At 71.3% G+C, this 15,910-nt stretch carries 15 protein-coding genes and 1 pseudogene; 9 read left to right on the top strand and 7 right to left on the bottom strand.

The window, feature by feature from the left end; all coding sequences use genetic code 11:
• Positions 1–53: 53 nt before the first annotated feature.
• From ACA089_RS00880 to ACA089_RS00865, 4 genes and pseudogenes are all read right to left on the bottom strand, one after another.
• A pseudogene (locus tag ACA089_RS00880) lies at positions 54–842 on the bottom strand (ribonuclease H-like domain-containing protein); the annotation flags it as partial.
• A gap of 38 nt (positions 843–880) precedes the next feature.
• A complete protein-coding gene (locus tag ACA089_RS00875; protein WP_372012538.1) occupies positions 881–3,295 on the bottom strand; it encodes a DEAD/DEAH box helicase in 2,415 nt (804 codons plus the stop codon).
• A gap of 220 nt (positions 3,296–3,515) precedes the next feature.
• Complete coding sequence (locus ACA089_RS00870) at positions 3,516–4,910, bottom strand: glycoside hydrolase family 30 protein (protein WP_372017577.1); 1,395 nt, start codon at positions 4,908–4,910, stop codon at positions 3,516–3,518.
• A 220-nt stretch (positions 4,911–5,130) separates the two neighbouring features.
• Positions 5,131–7,437 carry a patatin-like phospholipase family protein gene (locus ACA089_RS00865; protein WP_372012536.1) on the bottom strand — a complete coding sequence of 769 codons (2,307 nt, stop codon included), beginning with the start codon at positions 7,435–7,437 and terminating at the stop codon, positions 5,131–5,133.
• A gap of 360 nt (positions 7,438–7,797) precedes the next feature.
• Between ACA089_RS00865 and ACA089_RS00860 the strand changes: the two genes are divergently transcribed.
• Both ACA089_RS00860 and ACA089_RS00855 read left to right on the top strand, forming a co-directional pair.
• A complete protein-coding gene (locus ACA089_RS00860; protein WP_372012534.1) occupies positions 7,798–7,992 on the top strand; it encodes a hypothetical protein in 195 nt (64 codons plus the stop codon).
• Positions 7,989–8,357, top strand: a complete 369-nt coding sequence (locus ACA089_RS00855; protein ID WP_372012532.1) for a hypothetical protein — start codon at positions 7,989–7,991, stop codon at positions 8,355–8,357. Before ACA089_RS00860 ends, ACA089_RS00855 begins: the two co-directional genes overlap by 4 nt.
• 57 nt (positions 8,358–8,414) lie before the next feature.
• Here the strand turns inward: ACA089_RS00855 and ACA089_RS00850 are convergent, their stop codons facing one another.
• Both ACA089_RS00850 and ACA089_RS00845 read right to left on the bottom strand, forming a co-directional pair.
• Positions 8,415–8,735 (bottom strand): hypothetical protein, encoded by a 321-nt coding sequence (locus tag ACA089_RS00850; protein ID WP_372012530.1) that lies wholly within the window; start codon positions 8,733–8,735, stop codon positions 8,415–8,417.
• Positions 8,736–9,014: 279 nt separating this feature from the next.
• Positions 9,015–9,287 (bottom strand): hypothetical protein, encoded by a 273-nt coding sequence (locus ACA089_RS00845; RefSeq protein ID WP_372012529.1) that lies wholly within the window; start codon positions 9,285–9,287, stop codon positions 9,015–9,017.
• A gap of 298 nt (positions 9,288–9,585) precedes the next feature.
• Between ACA089_RS00845 and ACA089_RS00840 the strand changes: the two genes are divergently transcribed.
• The 7 genes from ACA089_RS00840 (at position 9,586) to ACA089_RS00810 (ending at position 14,388) form a co-directional block, all read left to right on the top strand.
• Entirely contained in the window at positions 9,586–9,864 is a 279-nt protein-coding gene (locus ACA089_RS00840; protein WP_372012527.1) for a hypothetical protein, read from the top strand.
• A 104-nt stretch (positions 9,865–9,968) separates the two neighbouring features.
• Positions 9,969–10,130 carry a hypothetical protein gene (locus ACA089_RS00835; RefSeq protein WP_372012525.1) on the top strand — a complete coding sequence of 54 codons (162 nt, stop codon included), beginning with the start codon at positions 9,969–9,971 and terminating at the stop codon, positions 10,128–10,130.
• A gap of 32 nt (positions 10,131–10,162) precedes the next feature.
• Positions 10,163–10,669, top strand: coding sequence for a YciE/YciF ferroxidase family protein (locus ACA089_RS00830; RefSeq protein WP_372012523.1), 507 nt, complete (start codon positions 10,163–10,165; stop codon positions 10,667–10,669).
• 62 nt (positions 10,670–10,731) lie between these two features.
• Complete coding sequence (locus ACA089_RS00825; protein ID WP_372012521.1) at positions 10,732–11,895, top strand: zinc-dependent alcohol dehydrogenase; 1,164 nt, start codon at positions 10,732–10,734, stop codon at positions 11,893–11,895.
• Between the two features lie 55 nt (positions 11,896–11,950).
• Positions 11,951–12,232 carry a hypothetical protein gene (locus ACA089_RS00820; RefSeq protein WP_372012519.1) on the top strand — a complete coding sequence of 94 codons (282 nt, stop codon included), beginning with the start codon at positions 11,951–11,953 and terminating at the stop codon, positions 12,230–12,232.
• A 174-nt stretch (positions 12,233–12,406) separates the two neighbouring features.
• The gene (locus ACA089_RS00815) at positions 12,407–13,378 is read left to right on the top strand and encodes an alpha/beta hydrolase (protein WP_372012517.1); all 972 of its coding nucleotides are present in this window, start codon (positions 12,407–12,409) and stop codon (positions 13,376–13,378) included.
• Positions 13,375–14,388 (top strand): glycoside hydrolase family 43 protein, encoded by a 1,014-nt coding sequence (locus ACA089_RS00810; protein ID WP_372012515.1) that lies wholly within the window; start codon positions 13,375–13,377, stop codon positions 14,386–14,388. Before ACA089_RS00815 ends, ACA089_RS00810 begins: the two co-directional genes overlap by 4 nt.
• Before the next feature lie 58 nt (positions 14,389–14,446).
• Here the strand turns inward: ACA089_RS00810 and ACA089_RS00805 are convergent, their stop codons facing one another.
• Positions 14,447–15,877: an MFS transporter gene (locus ACA089_RS00805; protein ID WP_372012513.1), complete on the bottom strand. Its 1,431-nt coding sequence runs from the start codon at positions 15,875–15,877 to the stop codon at positions 14,447–14,449.
• Positions 15,878–15,910: the final 33 nt, after the last annotated feature.

Raw genomic sequence — 15,910 nt, 5'->3', positions numbered from 1 at the left:
CTTCCGGTCGCGCCAGGCGAGACGCGTGGCGGCCAGCAAGCTGAACGCCGCCGTCAGCCGGCCTCCACCGGCTCCACCAGGACCGACAGGTGCCGCAGCAGCCGCGACAGCGAGATCACGTCCTGGCGGTTGTGCGCCAGCACCCGCCGCAGCAGCCGCGCGTCGCCGCCGCGGAGGTAGCCGAGCCAGGCGGCCGGCGCCTCCGAGCCCGGCAGGTCGTCCTCGCGCACCACCTGCAGCACGCGCCGCTCGATCGTGGCCAGCCGGCAGTTCTCGTAGACGCCGCGGTAGCGCCGCCGCGCCGGGTACAGCAGGTCGACATGGCGCAGCCCGGCCAGCGGATGCGCGCGCCGCGCCAGCCGGTAGCGGGTGGCCAGCAGTGGCGCGTCGTAGCACTTGCCGTTGTAGCTGCACAGCACGGTGCGCGGATGCACCCAGCCGGCGAGCACGTCCAGCATCGCCGTCTCCGCGGCGGTGCGGGCGATCAGCAGCTGGCGGATGCGCAGGCGACCGCCGCACCAGTCCGCCGCGCCGACCATGAACGCGCGCGTGCCGGTGCCGCCGGCCAGGCCGGTGGTCTCGGTGTCGAAGAACAGCAGGTCCTCGGCGGCGATCGCCTCGCCGCGGTCGAACGCGCCGTCGAACGACGCCGGCACCGGGTCGTCGAGGAACTCCTCGACCAGGTGCAGGCCCGGCGCGATTTCCTCGCCGGGCAGCTGGCGGTCGCCCTCGCCGACCGCCAGCGGCGCGCGCATGCGCAGCCGCAGCAGGCCACGCAGCTGGTCGATGTCCGGCCCGTTCGTGGCCGCCGGCGGCGGCACCCGTGGCGCGGCGCCGCCGGCCTGCCGCTTGAGCTGCTGCAGCCGCGCCAGGGTCAGGCTCATGCGGCCTCCAGCGCGGCCAGCACCTTCAACGCCAGCGCCCGCGGCGTGGCATCGGCGGCGGCCTGCGCGGCCTCGTGCGCCGCCAGCACCGGCCCGACGCAGGCCGGGCAGCCGGCGCTGCAGTCGCAGGCCGCCACCAGCTCGCGCGCACGCGTGACCAGTTCGCGCTGGCGGTGCCACAGCGGCTCGCTCTGGCCCATGCCACCGGGATGGTTGTCGTAGAGGTAGACCGTCGGCACGAACCGGTCGTGCCGGTCCACGTCCACCGCGCTGCCGTCGAGGCCGCGCAGCTGGCCGCGCCCGCGGCCGTCGGCGCTGGCGAACCAGGCGCCGTCGCCGCTGCCCACCGCCTTCTGCAGGTCGGCCGAATCGGCCATCACCGCGACCTTGGCGACCACGTGCAGCGCGTAGCCGGCGCCGAGGAAGCCGTCGAGCGCGTCCTGGCGCGAGCCGAAGCGCTGTTCCAGCTCGGCCTGCGGCAACTGCCACCACAGCGCCGAGGTGTGCATTTCCTGGTCGGGCAGGTTGACCGGGCCGTAGCCGATGTTCTCGTGGGTGTAGTAGCGGATCTTCTTGTAGCCGGCCACGCGCCGGACCACGTGGACCTCGCCGTGGTGGCAGGTGCCGGCGCCGGCGATGCCGCCGTCGAAGCGCTCGAGCACCTTCAGCCTGGTGTAGTCGATCGCGTCGGTGTAGTAGTCGACGTGGGTACGGGTGACATAGGCCTTGCGCCCGTCCCAGTCCAGCTTCTCGACCTGGTAGGGCACCGACTGGACCATGTGGATCGCGCCTTCGTAGAGCATCAGCGGCGCGGAGCTGAAATCCACTTCGGCGATGATCACCTGGCGGCCATCGGTGCGGTCGACCACCACGAAGTTGCCGTCGGCCACCGAGCGCAGGCTGACCGCGTTGGCGGGGTAGCTGTCGGCGATCCATTCCCAGCGCCCGCCTTCCGGATGCACGACGCCGTCCTCGGCCAGCAGCTGCAGGTACACCTCCGGCTCGACCTGGCCGAAGCATTCGCCCTGCAGGAACGGCAGCTCGAACGCGGCGCAGCGGATATGGTCGAGCAGGATCACCGGCTGGTCCGGCGCGATGCGCGCGTGCTCGGGCGGCGCGGCGCTGAAGAATTCCGGGTGGCGGACCATGTACTGGTCCAGCGGGTCGGAGCTGGCGACCATCACCCCCAGCGAGGCCTGCTGGCGGCGGCCGGCGCGGCCGAAGCGCTGCCAGGTCGCGGCGACCGAACCGGGGTAGCCGTTGAGCACGACCAGGTCCAGGCTGCCGATGTCCACGCCCAGCTCCAGCGCCGAGGTCGAGACGATGCAGTCGATGCGGCCGGCGCGCATCGCCTTCTCCGCCTCGCGGCGCTCGGTCGGCAGGTAGCCGCCGCGGTAGGCGCGGATCCGCGCCGGCTTGCGCGGGTCGCTGTCGAACACGTCCTTCAGGTATTTGGTCAGCACCTCCACCATGGTCCGCGACTGCGCGAACACCAGCGTCTTCAGCCCGGCCTTGAGCGCGGCGCGCGCGATCCGGTTGGACTGCGAGCGCGCCGAGGCGCGCAGGCCCAGGTCGGGATTGACCACCGGCGGGTTCCACAGCAGCACGTGGCGGTCGCCGGTGGGCGCGCCGGACTCGGTGATCGCGTGGACCTCGGCCTCCAGCAGCGCCTCGGCATGCGCCTTCGGGTTGCCGATGGTGGCCGAGCAGAGGATGAACTGCGGGCTGGCGCCGTAGAACGCGCACACGCGCTTCAGCCGCCGCAGCACGTTGGCCAGGTGCGAGCCGAACACGCCGCGGTAGCTGTGGATCTCGTCGATCACCACGTACTGCAGGCCTTCGAAGAACTGCGCCCACTTGGTGTGGTGCGGCAGGATCCCCTGGTGGAGCATGTCCGGGTTGGAGACGACGATGTCGCCGTTGAGCCGGATCGCCTGGCGCTGGTCGCCGGGGGTGTCGCCATCGAAGGTCGCCGGGCGGATGCCGAGCTCGCCGGCGCGGTTGAGCTCGAGCAGCTCGGCGACCTGGTCCTGGGCCAGCGCCTTGGTCGGGAACAGGTACAGCGCCTTGGCCTGGCGGCCCATCACCCCGTCCAGCACCGGCAGCGTGTAGCACAGCGACTTGCCCGAGGCGGTCGGCGTGGCCAGCACCACGTGGCCGCCGCGCTGGACCGCGTCCCACGCCTCGGCCTGGTGCGCGTACAGCTGCTCGACGCCGCGGCTGCGCAACGCGGCCGCCAGCCGTTCGGGCAGGCCGGCGGGCAATGGCGCGTAACGGCCTTCGCGCCCGGGCTGGACGAAATGGCCGGTGACCCGGCCCTCGTACTTGCCGGCCAGGCGCAGGGCGAAGCTGGCGCCGTCGGCGGGCGGCGCCGGCAGCGCGGGTCGATCGAATGCGGTCAGGGCGGACATGGCGGGCACGGCGACTCGGGTCGGGATCGGCCGTTCTACCCGCCGTGCGTCTCAGCCCATGCGACGGGACGGTCCGTCGGCGCGCAAGCGACGGCGGCGGTCGCCGATGCGCGACGCCGGCGGTGCCGTCGCGATCGCATCGCGGCCGTCGCGCACCGGCATCGCGCCTCGCCCGGCCCGAAGGCGACGCGGCCCGGCGCACGCCGGGCCGCGCGGCCGGTTACTGCACCAGCGTCTGGATCGCGTGCGCCGGGATCGTGACCCGGGTCGAGGCGGTGCCGACGTAGTAGTTGTAGGTGATGTCCTTGCCGGTCGGGTTCATCACCACCGTGGCCAGGCTGCCGTCCTCGTTGACGAACGAGGTGGCCAGCAGGTTGCTGCGGCTGCTGGCCGCGCTCACCCGGTGCGCGCCGGGGCGCAGGAACTTCGAGAAGTGGCCGATGTACCAGTAGCTGGGGGTGTAGACCAGCTCGCCGGTGCGGGTGTCGGCGTGGATCGGCGAGAAGCAGTAGTTGCCGACGTGGTTGGGGCCGCCGGTCTCGTCCAGCAGCATGTTCCAGTCGATCCAGGCCGAGGCGCCGTTATTGAGGTCGTTGATGATCGAGGTGCCGTAGCGCTCGCCGTTGGACCAGCGTTGCACCTGGGCCCAGTCGAACTTCTCCACCGTCGCCTCGGTCAGCAGCAGCACCTTGTCCGGGTACGACTCGTGCACGCGGCGCACGTTCTCGAACATCGGGTCGAAGCCGGCCCAGGTCTCGTACCAGTGGAAGCCCATGCCCCACGCGTACTGCGCCGCCTCCGGGTCGCCGAAGATCACGTTGGCGCGGTGGACCATCATGTCGCGGTTGTGGTCCCAGACCACGATCTTCGTGTCCGGGTGCGCGCTGGCCCTGATCGCCGGGCCGAGGTGGTTCTTGAGGAAGTCGCGCTCCTCCTCGGCGGTGTACAGCATCGACTCCCAGGTCTGCTTGGCCATCGGCTCGTTCTGCAGGCTGATCGACCAGATCGGGATGCCCTCGGCGGTATAGGCGTCGATGAACTTCGTGTAGTACTTCGCCCAGGCCGCGGCGTACTCCGGCAACAGCTTGCCGCCCTGGAGCATGTGGTTGGTGTCCTTCATGAACGCCGGCGCGCTCCACGGGCTGGCCATCATCGGCAGCGTGCCGCCGGCGGCCTGGATCGCGCGCTTGATCATCGGGATCCGGTAGCGGCGGTCGTGCTCGATGGAGAAGGTGTCGAGCGCCTTGTCGCCCTCCTCGATGTAGGTATAGCTGCCGCTGGCGAAATCCGAACTGTGGATCGTGGTCCGCGCCAGGGTGTAGCCAATGCCCGCCTCGCCGTCGTAGTAGGCGCGCAGCAGTTCGGCCTGGCGCGCCGGATCGAGCTTGGCGAAGGTCTCGGCGGTGGCGTCGGTGATCGCGCCGCCGATGCCGAGGAACGGCTGGAAGCGCCGCTGCGGCTCCACGAAGATCGAGTTTTCCGCCTCCGTGAGCGGATGCCCCGGCCGGGGTGCGGCGACCTGGCTGCGGACCATCTGCTGCTTGGCGCCCTGCGCGGTCGTGTAGACGGTCACGCCCTTGCCCCCCTCGGCCGCGTGGGCCGGCAGCGCCAGCATGACCAGCGCTGTCATCAGAATCGATTTCACGCCCTTCCCTCCGTTGTCCGTGAGGGACAAGCCTAACCGGGCCGGCGGGAATGGGGGTAGCGGATGGTCCAAGGCGGGCCCGGCCTTGCGCGGCATCCATGGCGGAAGCGCGGCCTTCCCGCCCCGCCAACCCTGTCCGAAGAGCCCGACCGGCCCGCCGCCGCCCCGCACGCGACGGCCGGTGCGCCGCTCAGAACGGCTTGCCGATCTCCAGGAACAGCACGCCCTCGCCGCCTTCGCGCATGCCGTAGCCGAACAGCATCGGCCCGATCCACGAGTCGAAGCCGATGTAGGCGCTGCCGTTGAAGATGCCGTCGCCCCAGTCCATGTCGCGGCGCAGGTTCCAGGCGTTGCCGTACTCCAGGGTCGAGCCGACCACCGCCGAGCGGCCGAACACCTCGGCCAGCTGGTAGCTGTAGCCCAGCGTCACCACCGCGTAGTTCTGCCCGGTCAGCTCGTTGTAATGGAAGCCGACCAGGCGCCCGCGCCCGCCCATGCTGTAGCGCTCGTACAGCGGCAGCACGCCGGACAGGGTGGTCTGGTAGCTCGCCCCGTACTGGATCGCGTGGCGCCCGAACGGCACCGCGCCGAGCACGTCCAGGCCGGCCTCCTCGAAGTCGGCCTCGCCGCCCAGCCAGCCGGCGGTGGCGCGGTAGTCCAGCCGCGCCGAGTAACCGCTGCGCGGGAAGTACAGGCTGTCGAGGCGGTCGATCGAGACGAAGCCGAACCATGCGCCGGTGCCGACCTCCAGGTCCGGAAGCACGGGGTTGCCGACTTCCAGGTCCGAGCGGGACTCGGAACGCTGCACGCCGAGCTCGGCCGCGCCGAACAGGCCGAAGGTCCGGCCGAGGCTGAAGCGCGCGTCGCCGACCAGGGTGTCGTAGGTGGCGATGCGGTCGCCGTCGTTGTTGAACAGCGGCGTGGTCCGGTTCTGCGCGCCCATGCGCCCGTAGAAGTACCAGCGCGCCTGCGGGTCGAACGGGTGGTAGTACTCGGCCCACAGCCCCGCCTCGCTGCCCAGGGCCGCCAGCAGCCGCGCCTCGGCGCCGTACTCGGTGACCGGCGAACGCAGCAGCGCCACCCGCAGGCTGGACTCGTAGGTGCCGCTGAAATCGGTCTGCAGCAGGAAGCCGGCCTGCACGTAGTTGGGGCCCTGGGGCTTCTCGCGCGCCTTGACCACCACGCCGGTGCGGCCGTCCTCCTCGACGACTTCGTAGGTCACGCTGGCGAACGTGCCCTGCGCGTAGGCGCGCAGCGTCGCCTGCTCCAGTTCCTCCGGATCGACCGGGCGCCCGACCGGCACGTCGATGATCGCGGTGAGCACCTCGTCGCTGTAGCGGCTGTTGTTTTCCAGGCGCACGAACTCCACCACCGGGGTCGGCGGCGCCTTGAACGGCGCCGGCGGCGCGCCCCGGTAGCGCGGCAACCCGGCCAGCCGTGGCTCCGCCGCCATCGCGGCCTTGTCGCCGATGGCCAGCGCCTCCTTGGCCTTGGCGAAGTCGGCCGTGGTCACCTCGGTGCCCAGCTCCGGCACGATCAGCACGTCGTGCTCGGCCAGCTTCGCGGTCGAGGTGCGGGTGTTGCCCACGGTGAGCATGCCGGTGAGCTGCGAGATCACCTGCAGCATGCTGGCATCGGCGTCCAGTTCGGTGAGCGGCGTGCCCACGTCCACCGCGATCACGATGTCCGCGCCCATCCGGCGCACGGTGTCCACCGGCACCTGCTCGGCGATGCCGCCGTCGATCAGCACGCGGCCGTCGATCACCACCGGCTGGAAGATGCCCGGCAGCGACATCGACGCGCGCATCGCCTCGGCCAGGCTGCCGCGGCCCAGCTCGACCGACTCGCCGGTGTTGAGGTCGGTACCGGTGGCGCGGAACGGGATCGGCAGCCGGTCGAAATCGGTGATCGTGCTGACCGCCAGCGTCTTGCGCTCGAACATCGACAGGATCCGCTCGCCCTGCAGCATGCCCGGCGACACGTTGACCTTGCCGCGGTTGATGCCCACGCCCAGGGTCGCGACCCCGTCGCGGTCGTCCTGCTTGCGCCGGTAGGAACGCTCTTCGCGCGGGATCGAATCGTCGAACAGGCGCTTCCAGTCGGTCTCCATGACCAGCGCTTCCATGTCCTCGATCGGCACGCCGGCGGCATACAGGCCGCCGACCAGCGACCCCATGCTGGTGCCGGCGATGCAGTCCACCGGGATCTTCATCTCTTCCAGCTTTCGCAGCACGCTGATGTGGGCCACGCCGCGCGCGCCGCCACCGCCGAGCGCCAGGCCGATGCGCGGCCGCGAGGTGTCGCCGTCGCGCTGCGCGCAGGACTGGCCCGCGGGCCGCGCCTCGGCCGGCGCGGGCGCCGGAAGGTGCTGCGCGATGGCCGAACCGGCCGCCAGCAGCAGGCCGAGGCCTGCGATCCACGTGAGCCGGGTCGGCCGGGCGCGGTGCCCTGCGGGGGCGGGTTCGCTGGCGCAGTCGTGCCTGGTGCGGTGCTGCATCCTGGAGGGCTCCGTCGGGTGGTCAGGCGCGATGGATCCCTGCGGGGGCCGTGCGTCGCGCCGTGACGCCTAGCCTGCGTGAAGACGGCATGCCTGCCCATCGGACCAAGGGCGCACGGAGCATCGCGTTGCCCCGTGCGTGGAGCCGCATCCTCGCCCTTGGCCCGCCGGCACGCGCCGGCGGGCCGGTGCGCGGCGACGTGGAATGTGCACCCGATCGCGGTTTCCCATCCGCGCGCTCCCCGCCTGCCTCGACCCGGCGCAGCCCTGCAGCCGTTGCGGAATCGCAGGCGGCCGGCTCACGCGCCCTCCACCTCCGGGACGCGAAGGTGGGGGCCTCCTCGCCCCCCGGGAGTCCCCATGAACCCGTCCGTGCCATCCGACGACACCCGCACCGCCCCGCGCGGCGAACAGACCGGCAAGCGGTCCAGCGACGAACGCAACGACCCCGCGGTCGAGCCCGGCGCCCGCGAGGGCCAGCCGGACTCGCGCCGCCTGCGCGAGGAGCCCGACCATGCCGCCGCGCCCGGCGCGGCGCCCCGGAGGACGCCATGACCCCGACCGCCCGCCCCGTCACCACCGCGCTGCGCCAGGGCGGCGAGGCGCTGTTGTTCCTGTCGCCGGATACGGTAGGCACCTCCTGCGGCCTGTCCGCGGCCGAGCTGGCCCTGCTTGCGGGCCTTGCCCGCGACACCGCCGACGACGAGCCCTGGCATCCGCGGCTGCAGGCGCTGCTGCGCGACCTGGTCGAACTGTTCTCGCTGCTGCGCACCGCCCGCCCGCACGAAGCGGGCAGCGCGTTCTGGGCCGCGCACCGCGCGGTGCGACGCCTGGACGGGCGCACGTTGGTGGAGGCGGTGGCGGACGGCGACTGGGACGCGGTCCACGCCTGCCTGCAGGCAGCGCCCGCCCCGCGCTGAACCGCGCGCGGGACGCAACGGAACGCCTGGACGCGGCCGCCGTACGGCCGCGGTCATTCAATCGCGCAGGCGCAGGCTCGGATGCTCGTCGAGCGTGCCGTCTTCCTGGATCACCACGTGGCGGGAACGCGCGCGGTCGAACAGCACCGGCACCGGCGCCTGGAACAGCGGCCGCCGCACGAACGCGAGCTCCCACTGGAAGATCTGCAGCGCCTCGAGCGTGACCAGCTGCGGCGGCGTCAGTCCGTCGCGCAGCGCCTGCGGATCGACGCTCGACGCCTTGCGCCGTTCACGGGCGGCACGCGCGGGGGCGGGCTTAGCCGGATCGGGAATGCCCTCGTCGGCCGGCGCGGCCGGGCGGGTTGGATCGCGGTACATCGGGGGGAACTCCACTACGGACAGCGAGGGCCTGCGCCGGCGCGGGATGCCGGCGACGGGACCATGCAAGCGGTGTACCAGCATGGTGGATGCACGGGGAATGCGGCCTGAAGCCTTCAGCGCACGCGTCCGGTGTGTTTGCCCGCGTGAAAACGGGCGGCTTGACGCACGGCGGCGCGGGTCGACACCCGACGTCGGGCGTCGACAATGGACGGCGCGCGGCGTGCGCAGGTGCGCGGCCGGATGCATGCCCGCGACGCGGGCCTGTGCGTACAGCGGTCAACGCGGCTCGGGCGGCGTCTGCGCGGGCTGCGGCTCGGTCGGCACGCGCTCGTCCGCGGCCGGCGGGCAGCCCTCGCTGCCCTCGCGCCCCACGCAATCGGCCGGCACCGCCGGTGGCGGCAGCGTGGCCGAGGGCGTGGTGGACGGGACGACGGCTTCGCCGGGCGGCGTGCTGACCGCCGTGCTGTCCCGATCGACCTCCGGATCGTTGCGGCGGTCGCAGGCGACGGCGGCAAGCGTGATGGCGACGGCAAGGAGGATGGTTCGCATGGCTTGATCTCCGTTGTACGGGCTGCGTGGCACACGCCACGGCAATCGCATCCAACCCGCACCACCCGCAGGCGGAGGTGAACTCCATGTTCACCGCGCGTGAGTGCTGCAGATGAAGTTCCGCGGAAGGCATGCGCCTGTGCATTGGGATGCCGCGCAAGGGCTGTTGCTACTTGCATGAACCGTTGCCGCCTGAAGCAATTCTTCACACTCAACTGGAGATGTCGCTAACGCCGCTCCGCGCATCCTGCCTGCAACCAGGGCGACCGCCTTGGCCCACCGACAAGGAAACGCCGACATGGCCAACAACCAGAACCGCGACCAGAACCAGGGCCAGCAGAACCAGCAGGGCCAGCAGGACCAGAACCAGAACCGCCAGCAGAACCAGCAGGGTCAGCAGGACCAGAACCGTCAGGGCCAGCAGAACCAGCAGGGCCAGCAGGACCAGAACCGCCAGGGCCAGCAGGGTCAGCAGGACCGCCAGCAGGGCCAGGACCAGAACCGCCAGCAGCAGCAGGACCAGAACCAGGGTCGCCGCGAGCAGCAGGACCAGGACCGCAACCGCCAGCAGCGTTGAGTCGTGCGAGCCCGGCGGGCCGCGACGGCCCGTCGGGCTCACCGTCCACGCAGCCATTCACGCAGCCGCGGGCCACACCTTCCACCTCCGACACGGCCAGCACCATGCCCGACTCCACCTTCCCCGACCCGCAACGCGCCCGCCTGGCGCGCTACCTGCCCGAACTGCTGCAGCAGTACCTTCCCGAGCCGCTTCGCGTGCCGGACGAGCCGCGCCCTGCCAGCCATCGCATCGACGACCCCGTCGGGCACGCCGCAGGCGGCTGACCCCTTCCCTTTCCCCACCACGGAGCCCGCCCATGAGCGTCAAGAACATCGAAGAACTCTTCATCCATGAACTGTCCGACATCTACAGCGCGGAGAAGCAGCTGACCAAGGCGCTGCCGCGCCTGGCCCGCGCCGCGGAGAACCCGGCGCTGGCCGACGGCTTCCGCACCCACCTCGAGGAAACCCAGGGCCAGATCGAGCGCATCGACCGCATCGTCGAGATGCTCGACATCCGCCTCAAGCGCATCAAGTGCGCCGCGATGGAAGGCCTGGTCGAGGAAGGCAAGGAGGTCATCGATTCGATCGCCGCCGGCCCGCTGCGCGATGCCGCCCTGATCGGCGGCGCGCAGAAGGTCGAGCATTACGAGATCGCCGCCTACGGCACCCTGGCCGCGCTGGCCAAGCAGCTCGGCTACAAGGACGCGCTCAAGCTGCTGCTGGAGACGCTGGAAGAGGAAAAGGCCACGGACGAGAAGCTGACCATGCTGGCCGAACAGGGCGGCAACCAGAAGGCCGCGCAGCAGAGCAAGGCGGCCTGATTCCCGCGTTACGACCGGCGACAGGCCAGGCCGTCGCCGGTTTCTTTCTCGAGGAGAGATCCATGCAGGCCCTCACCTACCAGGGCGCGCGGGACGTGCGCGTCGAAACCGTTCCCGATCCGTCGCTCGTCGCCCCGGACGACATCATCGTGCGCGTTACCGCTACCGCGATCTGTGGTTCGGACCTGCACATCTACCGCGGCAAGATCCCGGGCATGGAGGATGGCGACATCCTCGGCCACGAATTCATGGGCGTGGTCGAGGACGCCGGGCGCGAAGTGAGCCGGGTCAAGGTCGGAGACCGCGTGGTCATCCCGTTCGTGATCGCCTGCGGCCAGTGCTTCCACTGCATGCTCGACGAGTTCTCCGCCTGCGAAACCACCAACCCCGGCCGCGGCGCGATCATGAACGCCAAGAAGATCCGGCCGCCGGCCGCCCTGTTCGGCTACAGCCGCCTGTACGGCGGCGTGCCCGGCGGCCAGGCCGAACTGGTGCGGGTGCCCAAGGCCAACGTCGGGCCGCTGGTGGTGCCCGATGCGCTGTCCGACGAACAGGTGCTCTTCCTGTCCGACATCCTGCCGACCGGCTACCAGGCCGTGGTCAACGCGGGCATCGGCCAGGGTTCGACCCTGGCGATCTTCGGCGCCGGCCCGGTGGGCTGCATGGCCGCCGCCTGCGCGCGCATGCTCGGGGTGGAGACCATCTTCATGGTCGACCACAACGACTACCGGCTCGAATTCGCCACGCGCACCTACGGCGTGATCCCGATCAACTTCGACGATGACGATGACCCGGCGGCGACCATCATCGAGGCCACCGCCGGCCGCGGCGTGGACGCCACCATCGAAGCGGTGGGCTTCGAAGCCAAAGGCAGCACCACCGAGACCGTGCTGACCACGCTCAAGCTCGAAGGCTCCAGCGGCCACGCGCTGCGCCAGTGCATCGCGGCGACGCGCCGCGGCGGCACCGTCAGCGTGCCGGGCGTGTACGCCGGCTTCATCCACGGTTTCCTGTTCGGTGACGCCTTCGACAAGGGCCTGACCTTCAAGATGGGGCAGACCCACGTGCAGGCGGTGATGCCCGAACTGCTCGAGGCGATCGGCGAAGGCCGCCTCGCCCCCGAGGTGGTGATCTCGCACCGGATGAAGCTGGCCGATGCCGCCAAGGGCTATGAGATCTTCAACGGCCGCGAGGACGAATGCCGCAAGGTCGTCCTGACCCCGTAATGCGGCGCGCCATCGCGTGGCGCGCGGCGCCGGCATGCCTGCGGAGCGGCTGCGCGTGAGCCCGGACTGGATCGGCTGGGCCGCCTCCGCCGTGCTGCTGGCGACCCTGGTGCGCCAGATCGTCAAGCAGTACCGCGAGCCCGGCGACGGCGGCGTATCGGTGTGGCTGTTCCTCGGCCAGGCCACCGCCTCGGCGCTGTTCGTCGTCTACTCGATCCTGCTCGACAACGTCGTGTTCATCGTGACCAACAGCTGCCTGCTGCTGACCGCGGTGGTCGGCCAGTGGCTGACCCGGCGTGCGCGCGCGCGCGACAACGCAGGCCGGCGCGATCGTTGAGGCGTGCGTGGTGCGATGCCGCACCTGCCTCCGCACGCGACGGCGACCGATATCCGAAGCGATATCGCGCCGCATGGATTTCGAATCGCGCCACGAAACGCGCCCGGCGGCTCCTACACTCGGCTGCGCCCGCGGGCCCCACGGGCCATCCCATGCCGCATGCCGGAGGACACCATGCCGCTGACGTTCCGCTTCCTCGCCACGGCCATCGCCGCGCTCGCCGCCGCGTGGCTGTGCACGTTCGCCACGCCTGCCCTCGCGCAGGACGACGCGATGACCCCCATCGCCATCCCCGCGCAGCCCGACGCCATCGAGCTGGGCACCGGTCCGCTGGCCGACGCGAAGAATCCGGAGGCCTGGCACCGGCAGTACGGCAGCGTGTTCGCCCGCAACGTCACCGTCGCCACCCTGACCCCGTTCCTGCCCGACCCGGCCACGGCCACCGGCACCGCGGTGATCGTCGCGCCCGGCGGCGGCTTCCGCTCGCTGTCGATGCAGAACGAGGGCTGGGACGTGGCCCGCGCCCTGGCCGACCGCGGCGTGGCCGCGTTCGTGCTCAAGTACCGACTCAACCAGACGCCGGACGACCTGGACGGCTTCGCCGAATCGATCCGGCAGATGCTCTCCGGGCCGGTGCCGGCGCACCGGGTGGACCCGATGTCGTCCATCGCCACCCTCGGCCCACAGATCGCCGATGCGCGCGCCGCGTTCGCGCTGGTCCGCCGCCGCGCGGCCGAATGGAACGTGGACCCCGACCGGATCGGCATGGTCGGCTTCTCCGCCGGCGCCATGCTGACCATCGCCACCACGATCGCCGGCGAGGATGCGAAGCCGGCCTTCATCGGCGACATCTACGGCCCGCTGGCGCCGCTGCAGGTGCCGGCCGACGCGCCGCCGCTGTTCGTCGCGCTGGCCGCCGACGACGGCCTGTTCGCCAACAGCGGATTCGGACTCATAGAGAGCTGGCGCGCGGCCGGGCGCCCGGTCGAATTCCACTTCTACGAGCAGGGCGGCCACGGCTTCGGCATGTATCCGAAGACGACCACCAGCACCGGCTGGTTCGATGCGTTCGCCGCCTGGATGAAGATGCATGGCTGGCTGGAACGCCAGCCGGCGGTCGCGCAGGCGCGGGAGGCCGCGCGATGAGCCTGGCGCGACTCCTGCCGGCCGCCCTGTGCGTGCTGATGGCCTGGCCGCTCGCCGCACAGGCCCGATCCGATGCCGCGCCCGGCACGGCCCCCGGCTCCAACCCGCTGTTCCGCGACAAGTTCACCGCCGACCCCGCCCCGCTGGTGGTCGGCGACACGCTCTACCTCTATGTCGGCCACGACCAGGCCCAGCGCGACGAGATGTTCAACATGCGCGAATGGCTGGTCTATTCGACCACCGACATGAAGACCTGGACCGACCACGGCCCGATCATGAAGGTGGCCGACTTCACGTGGGCCAAGGCCGACGCCTGGGCTTCGCAGGCGATCGAGAAGGACGGGAAGTTCTGGTTCTACGCGGCGGTCGAGCACGACGACACCCATCCGGGCAAGGCCATTGCCGTGGCCGTGTCCGATTCGCCGACCGGCCCGTTCGTCGATGCGAAGGGCGCGGCGCTCGTCACCAACCAGATGACGCCCAAGGGCACCCACAGCTGGGAGGACATCGACCCGACGGTGTTCACCGACGACGACGGCACCACCTGGATCGCCTGGGGCAACCGCCAGGCCTACATCGCCCGGCTCAAGCCGAACATGGTCGAGATCGACGGGCCGATCACCGAGATCACCCCGCCGCATTTCGAGGAAGGGCCCTGGCTGCACAAGCGCGGCGACCTGTACTACCTGACCTATGCCTCGCTCGACCGCGCCACCCATCGCGACGAGAAGATCTCCTACGCCACCGCGCCCTCGATCCAGGGGCCGTGGACGTACCGCGGCGAGCTGACCGGCTCGGGCAAGTACAGCTTCACCATCCATGCCGGCATCGCCGAGTTCAAGGGCGACTGGTACCTGTTCCTGCACAATGCCGCGCTCACCATCGGCGACCAGAACGGCTCGATCGGACGCCGCGCGGTCACCGTCGAACACCTGCAGTACAACGCCGACGGCACGATGAAGCCGGTGGTCCAGACCGAGGCGGGCGTCTCGGTGCCGCCGCCGCGCTAGCGGCCCGGGACGGGTCCCGGGTCGCCGCCGCACGGCGCCGCTCCCGGGGGTCCGGCGCTCACGCCTGCGGCCGCGCCTCCACCTTGGGCTCGGCCACCTCCTGCCCGGCCTGCGCGTGCCCGGCCATCGCCGCGCCGGCATCGCGCGGCAGGCGCCGCATCTCCAGCACCGACAGCGCCGACAGCAGGCCCACGCCGAGGAAGGCGAAGGTGAAGTTGACCGGGTCCTCGCCCGGGCGCCCGGTCAGCGTGCCGGCCAGGCTCAGCGCATAGCCGCCGATGGTCACGCCCAGCGCCAGCGCCACCTGCTGGGCCATCGCCGCCAGGCTGCTGGCCTGGCTCATCGACGCCTGGTCGATGTCGGCATAGGCGATGGCATTGATGCTGGTGAACTGCAGCGAGCGCAGCAGGCCGCTGCACAGCAGCACCGCGACCATCACCACGTACGGCGTGTCGGCGCGGAACAGCCCGAACACGCACATCGCCAGCGCCGCCACCAGCCCGTTCCAGACCAGCACCGGGCGGAAGCCGGTCGCATGCAGGATCCGCGGCGCGAGCGTCTTCATCAGCATCGCCCCGGCGGTCGAGGTGAAGGTGACCAGGCCCGACTGCAGCGGGTTGAGGCCGAAGCCCAGCTGCAGCATCAGCGGCAGCAGGAACGGCGTGGCGCCGATGCCGATCCGGAACAGCGAGCCGCCGAGCACGCCGGCACGGAAGGTCGGGATCCGGAACAGGTCCAGCCGCAGCAGCGGATGCGGATGGTGGCGCGCGTGCTGCACGTAGCCCAGCAGCATCAGCACGCCGACGATCACGCAGCCGGCCACCACCGGCGCCGGCACCAGCCCGCGCCCGACCGCCGACAACCCGAACATCGCCAGCGCCAGCCCGCCGGCCGACAGGCCGAAGCCGCGCAGGTCCAGCGGCCCGACCACCTGGCGAAGTTCGGGGATGTGCCGCCACGCCAGCCACATGCCCAGCGCGCCCATCGGCAGGTTGATCAGGAAGATGAAACGCCAGTGCGCGTAGGTGGTGATCGCCCCGCCCAGCACCGGCCCGAGCATCGGCCCCAGCATCGCCGGCACGGTGAGCCAGCTCAGCGCGCGCACCAGCTCGGCCTTGTCGATCGTGCGCAGCAGCACCAGCCGCCCGACGGGCACCATCATCGCCCCGCCCACGCCCTGCACGAAACGCCCGGCCACCAGCGTGCCCAGTCCCTCGCTGGCCGCGCAGCCGAGCGAGCCGAGCAGGAACACCGCGATCGCGGCGACGAAGGTGCGGCGCGCGCCGAAGCGGTCGGCGATCCAGCCGCTGACCGGGATGAACACCGCCAACGCCAGCAGGTAGGTGGTCAGCGCCAGCTTCAGCGCGATCGGCTCGGTGCCCAGGTCCGCGGCGATCTGCGGCAGCGAGGTCGCGATCGCCGTCGAGTCCATGTTCTCGATGAACAGGGCGGTGGCGACGATGAGCGGGAGCAGGCGTTGCGGTTTCACGGGTCCTGGGCGTGCGGGTCCGGGGCGAGCGGG

It is taken from the genome of Pseudoxanthomonas fibrivorans (assembly GCF_041464125.1).
GTDB lineage: Bacteria > Pseudomonadota > Gammaproteobacteria > Xanthomonadales > Xanthomonadaceae > Pseudoxanthomonas.
Note: the sequence above shows the minus strand (reverse complement) of the source record. Positions and strands in the feature narration are given on the sequence as shown.

What these genes read in the sequence shown, in the direction of transcription:
- ACA089_RS00875 (WP_372012538.1), bottom strand. Translation starts at nt 3,295, where the DNA reads ATGTCCGCCCTGACCGCATTCGATCGACCCGCGCTGCCGGCGCCGCCC.
- ACA089_RS00870 (WP_372017577.1), bottom strand. Translation starts at nt 4,910, where the DNA reads ATGCTGGCGCTGCCGGCCCACGCGGCCGAGGGGGGCAAGGGCGTGACC.
- ACA089_RS00865 (WP_372012536.1), bottom strand. Translation starts at nt 7,437, where the DNA reads ATGCAGCACCGCACCAGGCACGACTGCGCCAGCGAACCCGCCCCCGCA.
- ACA089_RS00860 (WP_372012534.1), top strand. Translation starts at nt 7,798, where the DNA reads ATGAACCCGTCCGTGCCATCCGACGACACCCGCACCGCCCCGCGCGGC.
- ACA089_RS00855 (WP_372012532.1), top strand. Translation starts at nt 7,989, where the DNA reads ATGACCCCGACCGCCCGCCCCGTCACCACCGCGCTGCGCCAGGGCGGC.
- ACA089_RS00850 (WP_372012530.1), bottom strand. Translation starts at nt 8,735, where the DNA reads ATGTACCGCGATCCAACCCGCCCGGCCGCGCCGGCCGACGAGGGCATT.
- ACA089_RS00845 (WP_372012529.1), bottom strand. Translation starts at nt 9,287, where the DNA reads ATGCGAACCATCCTCCTTGCCGTCGCCATCACGCTTGCCGCCGTCGCC.
- ACA089_RS00840 (WP_372012527.1), top strand. Translation starts at nt 9,586, where the DNA reads ATGGCCAACAACCAGAACCGCGACCAGAACCAGGGCCAGCAGAACCAG.
- ACA089_RS00835 (WP_372012525.1), top strand. Translation starts at nt 9,969, where the DNA reads ATGCCCGACTCCACCTTCCCCGACCCGCAACGCGCCCGCCTGGCGCGC.
- ACA089_RS00830 (WP_372012523.1), top strand. Translation starts at nt 10,163, where the DNA reads ATGAGCGTCAAGAACATCGAAGAACTCTTCATCCATGAACTGTCCGAC.
- ACA089_RS00825 (WP_372012521.1), top strand. Translation starts at nt 10,732, where the DNA reads ATGCAGGCCCTCACCTACCAGGGCGCGCGGGACGTGCGCGTCGAAACC.
- ACA089_RS00815 (WP_372012517.1), top strand. Translation starts at nt 12,407, where the DNA reads ATGCCGCTGACGTTCCGCTTCCTCGCCACGGCCATCGCCGCGCTCGCC.
- ACA089_RS00810 (WP_372012515.1), top strand. Translation starts at nt 13,375, where the DNA reads ATGAGCCTGGCGCGACTCCTGCCGGCCGCCCTGTGCGTGCTGATGGCC.